This window comes from Escherichia fergusonii ATCC 35469 (assembly GCF_000026225.1).
GTDB classification, from domain to species: domain Bacteria; phylum Pseudomonadota; class Gammaproteobacteria; order Enterobacterales; family Enterobacteriaceae; genus Escherichia; species Escherichia fergusonii.
Genome location: NC_011740.1, coordinates 721,199 through 734,519, shown reverse-complemented (window position 1 = coordinate 734,519; position 13,321 = coordinate 721,199). Strand labels below are relative to the sequence as shown.

Sequence of the window (13,321 nt, the reverse complement as noted above, 5' to 3'; positions counted from 1 at the left end):
CACGGAGTGTTTTATGTCCCGAAAAGACCTTGCCAATGCGATTCGCGCACTCAGTATGGATGCGGTGCAAAAAGCCAATTCCGGTCATCCCGGCGCGCCGATGGGCATGGCAGATATTGCCGAAGTGCTGTGGAACGATTTTCTTAAACATAACCCCAGCGATCCAACCTGGTATGATCGCGACCGCTTTATTCTCTCCAACGGTCACGCGTCGATGCTGCTCTACAGTTTGCTTCATCTGACCGGTTACGACCTGCCGCTGGAAGAGCTGAAGAACTTCCGTCAGTTGCATTCGAAAACCCCAGGCCACCCGGAGATTGGCTATACACCAGGTGTTGAAACCACCACCGGTCCACTTGGACAAGGTTTGGCTAACGCCGTCGGGCTGGCGATAGCAGAGCGTACACTGGCGGCGCAGTTTAACCAGCCGGATCATGAGATCGTCGATCACTTCACCTATGTGTTTATGGGCGACGGCTGTCTGATGGAAGGTATCTCTCACGAAGTCTGTTCGCTGGCGGGCACACTGGGGCTGGGCAAACTGATTGGTTTTTACGATCACAACGGTATTTCGATTGATGGAGAAACCGAAGGCTGGTTTACCGACGATACGGCAAAGCGTTTTGAAGCCTATCACTGGCATGTGATCCATGAAATCGACGGCCACGATCCGCAGGCGGTGAAGGAAGCGATTCTTGAAGCGCAAAGCGTAAAAGATAAGCCATCGCTGATTATCTGCCGTACGGTGATTGGCTTTGGTTCACCGAATAAAGCAGGTAAGGAAGAGGCGCACGGCGCACCGCTTGGGGAAGAAGAAGTGGCGCTGGCACGGCAAAAACTGGGCTGGCACCATCCGCCATTTGAGATCCCTAAAGAGATTTATCACGCCTGGGATGCCCGCGAAAAAGGCGAAAAAGCGCAGCAGAGCTGGAATGAGAAGTTTGCCGCCTATAAAAAGGCTCATCCGCAACTGGCAGAAGAGTTTACCCGTCGGATGAGCGGTGGTTTACCGAAAGACTGGGAAAAAACGACACAGAAATATATCAATGAGTTGCAGGCGAATCCGGCGAAAATCGCTACCCGTAAGGCTTCGCAAAATACGCTTAACGCTTACGGGCCAATGCTGCCTGAACTGCTTGGCGGTTCGGCGGATCTGGCCCCCAGCAATCTCACCATCTGGAAAGGTTCTGTGTCGCTGAAGGAAGATCCGGCGGGTAACTACATTCACTACGGGGTGCGTGAATTTGGCATGACCGCTATCGCCAATGGCATTGCGCACCACGGCGGCTTCGTGCCGTATACCGCGACGTTCCTGATGTTTGTTGAATACGCCCGTAACGCCGCGCGGATGGCAGCACTGATGAAAGCGCGGCAGATAATGGTTTATACCCACGACTCTATTGGCTTAGGGGAAGATGGTCCGACGCACCAGGCCGTTGAGCAACTGGCCAGTCTGCGCCTGACGCCGAATTTCAGCACCTGGCGACCGTGCGATCAGGTGGAAGCAGCGGTGGGCTGGAAGCTGGCGGTTGAGCGCCACAATGGACCAACAGCACTGATCCTCTCAAGGCAGAATCTGGCACAGGTAGAACGAACGCCGGATCAGGTAAAAGAGATTGCCCGTGGCGGTTATGTGCTGAAAGATAGCGGCGGTAAGCCAGATATTATTCTTATTGCTACCGGTTCAGAGATGGAAATTACCCTGCAAGCAGCGGAGAAATTAGCGGGAGAAGGTCGCAATGTTCGCGTTGTTTCCCTGCCCTCGACGGATATTTTCGACGCTCAGGATGAGGAATATCGCGAGTCGGTACTGCCTTCTAATGTTTCAGCCCGCGTGGCGGTGGAAGCGGGTATTGCCGATTACTGGTACAAATATGTTGGTCTGAAAGGGGCAATTGTCGGGATGACCAGCTACGGGGAATCTGCCCCGGCGGATAAACTGTTCCCATTCTTTGGCTTTACCCCCGAGAATATTGTGGCAAAAGCGCATAAGGTTCTGGGGGTTAAAAGCGCCTGATACGTGCACACAATATCTTTAACGGGTGATCCACAATGTGGGCCAGGCATCTGGCCCATGCCAGTTATCACAGGTAGGCTCTGCGGCGTAACGCACCAGACGAAAACGCTGGCCGTCAAAACGCCAGCGCGTCTGAATACCACAGTCGGTTAATCCTCGCCCTTTCGCTAATGTCACCAGCTCACGCGACTTTTCATCAAACGTCGCATTCATTAATTCCAGTTCATTGTTTTGCTGACCGTTATTGAAGGGTAAACGCAGGCGTACCGCGCGGGAGGCGAGCGGCTTTTTCCGTGAAACAATCCACGCCAGGTCAACGGTGTTATAAGCGCCAGCCTCACAACCAATCATAAGCAATGCTTTGTCATCGGTAAGCGCCGTCACACTCACCTCACGACGCAACGGGTCCAGTGAACAGCGTAAACCGTTCATCCGCCAGTTCCCGTAATCCAGCAGGTCGTTACGCTCCTCCTGACTTAATGGTGTCGGTGTCGGGTTAACAATCGCAACACCTTTCAGCGGCGGCGCGGGAGGAACGCTAAGAGGCGGATCATTGCCCTTTTCAATCCACGCCGTTTCACTACCAACGCGCTTTTGCTGCGCGTCAATAAACAGTAACGCGGCTTTTAATCCCAACAGTGAAATGGATTGGTTACCACCATCCAGCGTAATAGCTTGCGCATCCTGTACTTGCTGTAAAAAAGCGGTAATTGTCGCCGGATCGTCGGTCATTAAATGCCATGGGGTGATCTTCCACGTTTCGCCTGTAAATAACAGCGGTTTGCTATCAAGAAGTAAACGCGGAGCTATTGCCTCTTCGGCAATATCTGGAGTACTGAGGCTACCAAGATCAATACGTAAAACCGCGTCGGTATGCGCACCTGCACTACGGCTCAAGGTCATGACCAGCCCACCATGTTCGCCAGTGTTACGCGCTACGCAGAAATTTTGATTATTACAGGTGACTTGCCAGTCTGAGAACATGCGTTGGGCAGGTGCAGCCCACGTCAGCGACGTTGGTATCAGACCGAGCAGGAAAAGTAGAATAACGCGATAGCGCATGGACGATACAACCCCAGAAGCCAAACTTACAACTCAAGGGGTATCTTCGTTGCGCCTGATGTCTCACTCAATAAGATTTATCGGATTGCGCCAAAATTAACCAAATATATTATTCTTATTTTTCAATCCATTAAATGTGAAGATTGTAAATAGTTGAGCAATAACACAGTCTTACCGTCACGTATCTCACCGCTTTTAATCATTTCCAGTGCCTGAGTAAAGGGCAGCTCCAGCACCTCAATATCTTCATCTTCTACACCACCGCCCATATTAGTGCGTTGGCTTTCGCTATATTCTGCGATAAAAAAGTGGATAAGCTCAGTCACACCGCCCGGCGACATATACAGCTCAAACAATTTACGTACTTCACCCACTTCGTAACCTGTCTCTTCAATAGCTTCTTTACGAATACAGGCTTCCGGCTCATCGTTATCCAGCAGCCCGGCGCAGGTTTCAATTAACTGACCACTTTCATTGCCATTTATCCAGGTCGCAACACGGAACTGACGAATCAGCACTACTGTTTTCTTCTCCAGGTTATACAACAATATTGTCGCGCCGTTACCACGATCGTACACCTCGCGCTTATGGCGGATCACTTCGCCATTGTTGCGGGTCAGGTCGTAGGTAATGTTGTGCAGGGTGAAATAGTTTTCGGAGAGAATTTTATCTTTGATGAGGGTAATTTGTTGTGACATACCAGCTCCACGGCATAAGAAGACTCATCATCTTACGCCGCGAAGTTGGGTTTGTCTGCGTAGTGCGTTAGTGAGATTTGACTGATTTTACGCCCAGCCAGTCGACAATGCCCTGTGCAGCATGGCGTCCTTCCGCCATTGCTGTTACCACCAGATCAGCACCGCGTACAGCATCGCCACCAGCAAAGATTTTCGGGTTACTGGTCTGGTAACGGTATTTACTGTTCACATTTGCAGCAATCCGCCCCCAGTCATCCACTTTCACTGAATGCGCTTCCAGCCACGGCATTGTATGAGGATTAAAGCCAAACGCCATAATAACCGCATCTGCAGGCATAACGAACTCACTACCTTCGACAGGCACCGGGCGACGACGACCATTTGCGTCAGGTTCACCAAGACGAGTGCGTAAAAAACGAATCCCACATACATGCCCTTGTGAATTAAGTTCAATCTCAATCGGCTGGACGTTAAATTCGAAATTAGCCCCTTCGTCGCGGGCGTTTTTCACCTCTTTCTTCGATCCCGGCATGTTAGCTTCATCACGACGATACGCACAGGTGACATTACTCGCACCATGACGTAGCGCCGTACGGACGCAGTCCATCGCTGTATCGCCACCACCAAGCACCACAACATTCAGCCCGGCAGTATTGATAAACGGCTCTTCTGGCAATTCTGGTAGCCCCATCACTTGTTTGGTATTGGCTATCAGGAACGGTAACGCATCGTATACCCCCGGCGCGTCTTCATTCGGTAAGTTCGCCTTCATCGAGCGGTAAGTGCCAACGCCAACAAATACTGCGTCGTACTCCTCCAGCAACGTTTCCAGCATCACATCTTTGCCAATTTCACAATTGAGCCTAAAGTCGATTCCCATTGCACTGAAGATTTCACGACGCCGCGCAAGCAGCGATTTATCCAGCTTAAAGGAGGGAATACCAAAAGTAAGTAAGCCACCAATTTCCGGGTGACGATCAAACACCGTGGTATCAATACCGTTGCGTGTCAGCACATCGGCACAGGCAAGCCCTGCCGGTCCTGCACCAATAATCGCCACACGTTTACCGACTTTGCTGACACCACTGAGATCGGGGCGCCATCCTTTTGCCAGTGCCTGGTCTGAAATGTAACGTTCAATGTTTCCGATAGTGACTGCACCATGTTCATCACGAATAGTACAAGCCCCTTCACATAGCCGGTCTTGCGGACAAACGCGCCCGGTAATTTCTGGCAGCGTATTAGTCTGGTGAGACAGCTCGACGGCGGCATCTATATTTCCGGCTTTAACCAGTTCGATCCACTGGGGAATATGGTTATGCAGTGGGCAAGTCCACTCACACACGCTGTGTTCGCCGCACTTAAGGCAACGGGAAGCTTCCTGGTGTGCCTGTTGAGCACGAAACGGCAGATAGATTTCATCAAACCCGGTTTTACGCGCGGCAATGGGCAGTTTGTCCGGTTCACCACGTGGTGGAGTGGCACGCATCTGCTCAACTTTACTAAAGGTGAGCGGGCGTTCCTGCTCTAAGCCGTCGTGCCAGGATTGATTTTCTTGCCGTGCCGTTCGCAGCCTGCGATTTTTCGCCAACCCGGTTAACGCGGCTTCAGTAACCAGTTGCAGTGCATCTGCCGGGCAGTTTTCCACACAGGCGGGACCGTTTTCACGCCCTTCACACAGATCGCATTTATGCGCCGTAGCTTTTACCCGCTCTGCTGAAACAGGTGACAATACAATTTGCATCGTGCCGAACGGGCAGGCAATAACACAGGATTTGCAGCCAATACATTTTTGCTGATTAACCTGAACACTGTCATTGACGTGGCTGATAGCTCCGTTCGGACAGCTGCGGGCGCAAGGCGCATCTTCACAGTGATGGCAAGTGACCGCACTGTTCAAATGCTGATGTTTAATAACCGTAATCCTTGGGTGAAAATGTTGCTGACTCAACACATGTTGCTCATCATTGTGAGCCATTACGCAGGCCACTTCGCAGGCATGACAGCCCAGGCACTGCTGGCTATTGGCCGTAATAAATCGATTCATGGCGACCTTCTTTTTTGGTTGTAAAAACCTTATTCTTTGCACGCCTGTTATTACCGACAAAAATGCGCGTCGGCAATGTTCATCTGCCCATAAAGCCCAACTATTTCGACTGAACATGTGGCAGATCAATTTATTACACAGCTGATATTATTTTGGATGTAATTATCTGAAACGCTTTGTTTAATTTCATATTGACCCTGTTTCGCGGAGAAAATGCGAGTGATCGTTAAACGTCCCGTCTCGGCCAGTCTGGCCAGGGCCTTTTTTTATATTGTCCTGTTGTCCATTCTCTCCACCGGTATCGCGCTATTGACACTGGCGAGCAGTTTGCGTGACGCAGAGGCCATCAATATTGCCGGTTCACTGCGAATGCAAAGCTATCGGCTAGGCTACGATTTACAGCGGCAAAGCCCGCAACTGCATGATCATCGTCAGCTTTTCCAACAAGCGCTGCATTCACCGGTATTAAACAATCTCAACGCATGGTATGTGCCACAAGCGGTGAAAACTCGCTATGCCCATCTTCACGCCAATTGGCTGGAGATGAATAAACGGCTGAACGAAGGCGATATTGACTGGTATCAGGAAAATATTAATAACTATGTCAACCAGATAGATCTCTTCGTTCTGGCTTTGCAACACTATGCTGAACGTAAAATGATGTTGGTTGTGGCGATATCGCTGGCCGGGGGAATAGGTATTTTTACCCTCGTCTTTTTTACCCTACGGCGGATTCGCCATCAGGTGGTGCAGCCATTGAATCATTTGGTGATGGCCAGCCAGCGAATGGAGCAAGGTCAGTTTGATTCGTTGCCCTTAGATACCAGTCTCCCCAATGAATTAGGTTTATTGGCCAAGACCTTCACTCAAATGTCGAGTGAATTACAAAAGCTGTATCTGTCGCTGGAAGCTTCGGTTGCAGAAAAAACGCGTGATTTGCATGAGGCCAAGCGCCGTCTGGAGGTACTGTATCAATGCTCTCAGGCGCTAAATACCAGCCAGATTGATGTTCACTGTTTCCGCCTCATATTGCAGATAGTCCGGGAACATGATGCAGCCTGCTGGCTGGAACTTACTGTTGGCGATAACTGGCGTATTAGTGAAGGGCACAAAAATGGCGAATTACCCTTACAGATTATACCGGTGACAATGCAGGATACTGTTTATGGCGAGTTGCAATGGCAAAGCGAGAATGCTTCTGCTTTCGCACCGTTAATGAATAGCGTATCGACCATGTTAGGTCGTGGTTTGTACTTTAATCAGGCACAGAAGCATTTCCAGCAACTGCTACTGATGGAAGAACGCGCCACCATCGCACGGGAATTACATGATTCGCTGGCGCAGGTGCTCTCTTATCTGCGTATTCAGCTCACGCTTCTGAAACGATCAATTCCGCAAGATAACGACACAGCGCAAAGTATCATGGCGGATTTTTCACGCGCCTTAAATGATGCGTACCAGCAGCTGCGTGAACTGCTCACAACGTTCCGCCTGACATTGCAACAGGCTGATCTGCCTTCTGCACTACGCGAAATGCTGGATACCCTGCAAAACCAAACTTCCGCTAAGCTCAGCCTCGACTGTCGCCTGCCAACACTGGCGCTGGATGCGCAAATGCAGGTGCATTTGTTACAGATTATTCGTGAAGCGGTTGTTAATGCGATCAAACATGCTAACGCCAGTGAGATCGCCGTCAGTTGCGTAACTGCTCCTGACGGTAACCACACCGTGTTTATTCGTGATAACGGAATTGGCATTGGCGACCCCACTGAACCTGAGGGGCACTACGGATTGAATATCATGCGCGAACGCGCGGAACGGCTGGGTGGTACGCTAAGTTTTTCCCAACCGTCTGGTGGCGGTACTTTGGTGAGTATCAGTTTTCGATCCGTAGAAGATGAACAGAACCATCCTTCAGGCGCGTGAAACAGGCACGATAATTTACATTATCTCCTTTTTTTCTCCACGATTGGCCCGTACCTTGCCGCTACAGTGAAACAAGGTATGCCCATAACGATACGCAGAAACACGAGGTTCTCTTTTAATGGCGAATTTCTTTATTGATCGCCCCATTTTTGCCTGGGTGCTGGCAATCCTGATCTGCCTGACAGGTACCCTGGCGATTTTTTCTCTTCCCGTTGAACAGTACCCGGAACTTTCGCCGCCTAATGTGCGTATCTCGGCAAACTATCCGGGCGCTTCGGCACAAACACTGGAAAATACAGTTACCCAGGTTATCGAGCAAAATATGACCGGACTGGATAACCTGATGTATATGTCGTCGCAAAGCAGCGGTACAGGCCAGGCATCAGTAACGCTGACTTTCGAAGCGGGTACTGATCCTGACGAAGCCGTTCAACAGGTACAAAACCAGCTGCAATCGGCACTGCGTAAGCTACCGCAAGCAGTACAAAATCAGGGCGTGACAGTACGGAAAACCGGTGATACCAACATTCTCACCATCGCCTTCGTTTCTACTGATGGTTCGATGGATAAACAAGATATTGCCGATTACGTTGCCAGTAATATTCAGGACCCGTTAAGTCGCGTGAATGGCGTCGGGGATATCGATGCCTATGGTTCACAATATTCCATGCGTATCTGGCTGGATCCGGCGAAACTCAATAGTTTCCAGATGACGGCTAAAGATGTCACTGATGCCATTGAGTCACAGAATGCTCAGATTGCGGTCGGGCAACTAGGCGGTACGCCGTCAATTCCTCAACAGGCACTGAATGCCACCATCAATGCTCAGTCGCTTTTACAAACACCTGAACAGTTTCGCGCAATCACGTTACGCGTTAATCAGGATGGTTCCGAAGTTAAATTAGGTGACGTAGCCACTGTTGAAATGGGTGCGGAGAAGTATGACTATCTTAGCCGCTTTAATGGCAATCCGGCATCCGGGCTGGGGGTAAAACTGGCTTCTGGCGCCAACGAAATGGCGACAGCCAAACGAGTCATTGAGCGGCTGGACGAACTGGCGCAATACTTCCCTCATGGGCTGGAGTACAAGGTAGCCTATGAAACCACTTCGTTTGTTAAAGCCTCTATTGAAGATGTGGTAAAGACGCTACTGGAAGCAGTAGCACTGGTATTTCTTGTGATGTATCTGTTTTTGCAGAACATCCGCGCGACACTTATCCCGACCATTGCTGTTCCTGTGGTGCTGCTTGGCACTTTTGCGGTGCTTTACGCCTTTGATTACAGTATCAACACCCTAACGATGTTTGCGATGGTGCTGGCGATCGGTCTACTGGTGGATGACGCTATCGTGGTGGTGGAAAACGTCGAACGCATCATGAGTGAAGAAGGATTGTCGCCTCGCGCAGCCACACGTAAATCAATGGGGCAGATCCAGGGCGCACTGGTCGGCATTGCCATGGTGCTCTCCGCTGTGTTTATTCCAATGGCATTTTTTGGTGGCACAACCGGGGCCATTTATCGCCAGTTCTCTATCACCATTGTCTCTGCAATGGTGCTTTCCGTGTTGGTGGCATTAATACTTACTCCTGCATTGTGCGCCACAATCCTCAAACCATTGCATAAAGGCGAGCAGCACGGGCAGAAAGGTTTTTTTGGCTGGTTCAACCGCGTGTTTAACCGCAACGCTGATCGCTATGAAAGAGGCGTGGCAAAAATTCTTCATCGCAGCCTGCGCTGGCTGCTTATTTACCTGTTACTGATTAGCGGCATGGTGGTTTTATTTATGCGCCTGCCCTCTTCGTTTTTGCCGCAGGAAGACCGTGGAATGTTTACCACGTCAGTACAGTTACCCAGCGGCTCCACTCAACAACAAACCCTGAAAGTTGTCGAGCAAGTGGAGAAGTATTTCTTCACTCACGAGAAAGATAACATTATGTCGGTGTTTGCCACCGTCGGTTCCGGGCCTGGGGGTAACGGTCAGAACGTAGCCCGCATGTTTGTTCGCCTGAAAGACTGGGATGATCGCGATCCGAAAACCGGCAGTGCTTTTGCCATTATTGATCGCGCCACACAAGCTTTTAAGAAGATCAACGAAGCGAAAGTGACTGCCAGTAATCCACCGTCGATCAGCGGTCTTGGTAGTTCTGCTGGTTTCGATATGGAATTACAGGATCACGCCGGAGCGGGACACGACGCGTTGATGGCCGCCAGAGACAAACTGCTGGAACTGGCGGGCAAAGATCCTTCCCTGACACGTGTTCGGCATAATGGTCTCGACGACAGTCCACAGTTACAAATTGATATCGACCAGCGTAAAGCACAGGCACTGGGGCTCTCCATTGATGATATTAACGATACCCTGCAAACGGCCTGGGGCTCTAGTTACGTTAACGACTTTATGGATCGTGGCCGTGTGAAGAAGGTTTATGTGCAGGCCGCTGCGCCGTATCGCATGCTGCCAGACGATATTAATCTGTGGTATGTACGCAATAAAGATGGCGGCATGGTGCCTTTTTCCGCTTTTGCGACCTCTCGTTGGGAGACCGGCTCGCCACGCCTGGAGCGCTATAATGGCTATTCGGCAGTTGAAATTGTCGGTGAAGCTGCCAGAGGCGTGAGCACGGGAACGGCGATGGAGATTATGGAAAATCTGGTGCATCAGCTGCCCGGTGGATTCGGACTGGAGTGGACAGCAATGTCGTATCAGGAGCGGCTTTCCGGTGCCCAGGCCCCGGCACTGTATGCGATTTCGTTGCTGGTTATCTTCCTGTGCCTTGCTGCATTGTATGAAAGTTGGTCCGTCCCCTTCTCCGTCATGTTAGTTGTGCCACTGGGTGTGGTGGGGGCGCTACTGGCAACCTGGATGCGCGGACTGGAAAACGATGTCTATTTCAAAGTGGGGTTGTTAACAGTAATTGGCCTTGCAGCGAAGAACGCCATTCTGATTGTTGAATTCGCCAATGATATGAATCAGAAAGGACATGATTTGCTGGAAGCGACGCTCCATGCCTGTCGCCAGCGTTTACGTCCAATTTTGATGACATCGCTGGCATTTATTTTCGGCGTATTGCCAATGGCGATCAGCAATGGTGCGGGCTCTGCCAGCCAACATGCAGTAGGTACAGGTGTAATGGGCGGGATGATTTCGGCGACTATTCTCGCCATATACTTCGTGCCGCTATTCTTTGTCCTGGTGCGTCGCCGCTTCCCACTGAAGCCGCGCCCGGAATAATCAAACAAAAAGGCGACTTGCCAATGAGTCGCCTTTTCCATCTTTATGATTTATAGCCCTGGACTCAGGGCCTGATGTTACGCATTTCGTCCAGAAGCTTATTTACGAAGCATTACTTCGATAAAGTCTTTCCAGTTCCCCAGTTCACGTTCAATCATAACAACCTCTCTTATAATTATGGGTATTCTACAAACTCACTTTCTCTTACTGAAGCTATTTACACCGATTGCTGTGATTAATGCCTCCGGGGTTGGGAGCTTTCAGTAATTACTATGACGTTGTAGCCATAATTTTTTTGTGACGAACTACAATAATCTGAAATATTCATACTCTTTTTACTTCTATTGTAATTTTGATGTAAAAACATACAGATGCAACCAGGTAAATTCTGATTTTTGTTGAGCGCCTGGTTCTGAAACAGCTCGGGAATATTATTAACAGACTCCAAACAATGTTATATTTTCCGATAACTAATATTACACAACGTGACATTGCACATATAACAATCTCATTGCGTAATTATTCGGTTTTAGCGAAAAAGGATTCACTATGGTTACTCTTTACGGCATTAAAAATTGCGACACCATTAAAAAAGCACGCCGCTGGCTGGAAGCCAATAACATCGACTATTGTTTTCATGATTATCGCGTTGATGGGCTGGATAGCGAATTATTGAACGGTTTTATCAACGAATTAGGCTGGGAGGCGTTACTCAACACCCGTGGTACAACCTGGCGTAAACTGGATGAAACCACCCGCAATAAAATTACCGATGCGGCCTCTGCGGCGGCATTAATGACTGAAATGCCTGCAATTATCAAACGCCCATTGCTCTGCGCGCCCGGGAAGCCTATTCTGCTGGGTTTCAGTGATTCCAGTTATCAGCAATTTTTCCATGAGGTGTAGTCTATGTCGTGCCCGGTTATTGAGCTGACACAACAGCTTATTCGCCGCCCTTCCCTGAGTCCTGATGACGCAGGATGTCAGGCTTTGTTGATTAAACGTTTGCAGGCGATCGGTTTTACCGTTGAACGCATGGACTTTGCCGATACGCAGAATTTTTGGGCATGGCGTGGGCAAGGTGAAACGTTAGCCTTTGCCGGGCATACCGACGTGGTACCGCCTGGCGACGCCGACCGTTGGATTAATCCGCCGTTTGAACCAACCATTCGTGACGGCATGTTGTTCGGGCGTGGTGCGGCAGATATGAAAGGCTCACTGGCGGCGATGGTGGTAGCAGCAGAACGTTTTGTCGCACAACATCCCAACCATACAGGTCGACTGGCATTTCTGATCACCTCTGATGAAGAAGCCAGTGCCCATAACGGTACGGTAAAAGTCGTCGACGCGTTAATGGCACGTAATGAGCGTCTCGATTACTGCCTGGTCGGCGAACCGTCGAGCATCGAAGTGGTTGGTGATGTGGTGAAAAATGGTCGTCGCGGATCGTTAACCTGCAACCTCACCATTCATGGCGTTCAGGGGCATGTGGCCTACCCACATCTGGCTGACAATCCGGTACATCGCGCAGCACCTTTCCTTAATGAATTAGTGGCTATTGAGTGGGATCAGGGTAATGAATTCTTCCCGGCGACCAGTATGCAGATTGCCAATATTCAGGCGGGAACGGGCAGTAACAACGTTATTCCGGGTGAACTGTTTGTGCAGTTTAACTTCCGCTTTAGCACCGAACTGACGGATGAGATGATCAAAGCGCAGGTGCTTGCCCTGCTTGAAAAACATCAACTGCGTTATACGGTGGATTGGTGGCTTTCCGGGCAGCCATTTTTGACCGCGCGCGGTAAACTGGTGGATGCGGTCGTTAACGCGGTTGAGCACTATAATGAAATTAAACCGCAGCTACTGACCACAGGCGGAACGTCCGACGGGCGCTTTATTGCCCGCATGGGGGCGCAGGTGGTGGAACTCGGGCCGGTCAATGCCACTATTCATAAAATTAATGAATGTGTGAACGCTGCCGACCTGCAGCTACTTGCCCGTATGTATCAACGTATCATGGAACAGCTCGTCGCCTGATGAGTGGTTCTGCAAGAGGAAATAAGCATGGACTGGCTGGCTAAATATTGGTGGATTCTGGTGATTGTCTTTTTGGTAGGCGTCCTGCTGAACGTGATTAAAGATCTCAAGCGCGTCGACCATAAGAAATTTCTCGCCAACAAGCCGGAGCTTCCCCCGCATCGTGATTTCAACGATAAGTGGGACGATGACGATGACTGGCCGAAAAAGGATCAACCGAAGAAGTAAGCTAAGTGGCCGGATCAGGCGTTAACGCCGCATCCGGCCATGATGCCTGATGCGACGCATCATACGTCTTATCA

Annotated in this window: 10 protein-coding genes; 6 read left to right on the top strand and 4 right to left on the bottom strand. The window is 50.1% G+C overall.

Annotated elements, in window-relative coordinates:
• Nucleotides 1-13: 13 nt before the first annotated feature.
• On the top strand, nucleotides 14-2,017 hold the full coding sequence (tkt, locus tag EFER_RS03675; protein ID WP_000087248.1) for a transketolase: 2,004 nt from the start codon (nucleotides 14-16) through the stop codon (nucleotides 2,015-2,017).
• An 18-nt stretch (nucleotides 2,018-2,035) separates the two neighbouring features.
• Here tkt and EFER_RS03670 read toward each other — a convergent pair whose 3' ends face one another.
• The 3 genes from EFER_RS03670 to aegA all read right to left on the bottom strand — a co-directional run bounded on the left by EFER_RS03670 (nucleotide 2,036) and on the right by aegA (nucleotide 5,824).
• The gene (locus EFER_RS03670) at nucleotides 2,036-3,079 is read right to left on the bottom strand and encodes a DUF1176 domain-containing protein (protein ID WP_001270685.1); all 1,044 of its coding nucleotides are present in this window, start codon (nucleotides 3,077-3,079) and stop codon (nucleotides 2,036-2,038) included.
• Nucleotides 3,080-3,201: 122 nt separating this feature from the next.
• Complete coding sequence (nudK, locus tag EFER_RS03665) at nucleotides 3,202-3,777, bottom strand: GDP-mannose pyrophosphatase NudK (RefSeq protein WP_000082698.1); 576 nt, start codon at nucleotides 3,775-3,777, stop codon at nucleotides 3,202-3,204.
• A 67-nt stretch (nucleotides 3,778-3,844) separates the two neighbouring features.
• Nucleotides 3,845-5,824 carry a formate-dependent uric acid utilization protein AegA gene (aegA, locus tag EFER_RS03660; protein ID WP_001078957.1) on the bottom strand — a complete coding sequence of 660 codons (1,980 nt, stop codon included), beginning with the start codon at nucleotides 5,822-5,824 and terminating at the stop codon, nucleotides 3,845-3,847.
• 219 nt (nucleotides 5,825-6,043) lie between these two features.
• Between aegA and narQ the strand changes: the two genes are divergently transcribed.
• Together narQ and acrD are read left to right on the top strand one after the other, a co-directional pair.
• Nucleotides 6,044-7,750: a nitrate/nitrite two-component system sensor histidine kinase NarQ gene (narQ, locus tag EFER_RS03655; RefSeq protein WP_000636125.1), complete on the top strand. Its 1,707-nt coding sequence runs from the start codon at nucleotides 6,044-6,046 to the stop codon at nucleotides 7,748-7,750.
• Between the two features lie 118 nt (nucleotides 7,751-7,868).
• Nucleotides 7,869-10,982, top strand: coding sequence for a multidrug efflux RND transporter permease AcrD (gene acrD, locus EFER_RS03650; protein ID WP_001263048.1), 3,114 nt, complete (start codon nucleotides 7,869-7,871; stop codon nucleotides 10,980-10,982).
• Nucleotides 10,983-11,080: 98 nt separating this feature from the next.
• Here the strand turns inward: acrD and ypfM are convergent, their stop codons facing one another.
• Nucleotides 11,081-11,140, bottom strand: coding sequence for a protein YpfM (gene ypfM, locus EFER_RS23665; RefSeq protein ID WP_001386977.1), 60 nt, complete (start codon nucleotides 11,138-11,140; stop codon nucleotides 11,081-11,083).
• A gap of 391 nt (nucleotides 11,141-11,531) precedes the next feature.
• On the opposite strand from ypfM, the gene EFER_RS03640 reads away from it, so the two are divergent.
• From EFER_RS03640 to EFER_RS03630, 3 genes are read left to right on the top strand one after another with little or no spacing between them, the layout of a single operon-like run.
• Nucleotides 11,532-11,888 (top strand): ArsC family reductase, encoded by a 357-nt coding sequence (locus EFER_RS03640; RefSeq protein ID WP_000258230.1) that lies wholly within the window; start codon nucleotides 11,532-11,534, stop codon nucleotides 11,886-11,888.
• A 3-nt stretch (nucleotides 11,889-11,891) separates the two neighbouring features.
• On the top strand, nucleotides 11,892-13,019 hold the full coding sequence (dapE, locus tag EFER_RS03635) for a succinyl-diaminopimelate desuccinylase (RefSeq protein ID WP_001277817.1): 1,128 nt from the start codon (nucleotides 11,892-11,894) through the stop codon (nucleotides 13,017-13,019).
• Nucleotides 13,020-13,046: 27 nt separating this feature from the next.
• On the top strand, nucleotides 13,047-13,247 hold the full coding sequence (locus EFER_RS03630) for a YpfN family protein (RefSeq protein ID WP_000383836.1): 201 nt from the start codon (nucleotides 13,047-13,049) through the stop codon (nucleotides 13,245-13,247).
• Nucleotides 13,248-13,321: the final 74 nt, after the last annotated feature.

Coding starts and splice junctions, on each gene's coding strand:
- acrD (WP_001263048.1), top strand. CDS start 7,869: ATGGCGAATTTCTTTATTGATCGCCCCATTTTTGCCTGGGTGCTGGCA.
- tkt (WP_000087248.1), top strand. CDS start 14: ATGTCCCGAAAAGACCTTGCCAATGCGATTCGCGCACTCAGTATGGAT.
- nudK (WP_000082698.1), bottom strand. CDS start 3,777: ATGTCACAACAAATTACCCTCATCAAAGATAAAATTCTCTCCGAAAAC.
- dapE (WP_001277817.1), top strand. CDS start 11,892: ATGTCGTGCCCGGTTATTGAGCTGACACAACAGCTTATTCGCCGCCCT.
- EFER_RS03630 (WP_000383836.1), top strand. CDS start 13,047: ATGGACTGGCTGGCTAAATATTGGTGGATTCTGGTGATTGTCTTTTTG.
- aegA (WP_001078957.1), bottom strand. CDS start 5,824: ATGAATCGATTTATTACGGCCAATAGCCAGCAGTGCCTGGGCTGTCAT.
- EFER_RS03670 (WP_001270685.1), bottom strand. CDS start 3,079: ATGCGCTATCGCGTTATTCTACTTTTCCTGCTCGGTCTGATACCAACG.
- EFER_RS03640 (WP_000258230.1), top strand. CDS start 11,532: ATGGTTACTCTTTACGGCATTAAAAATTGCGACACCATTAAAAAAGCA.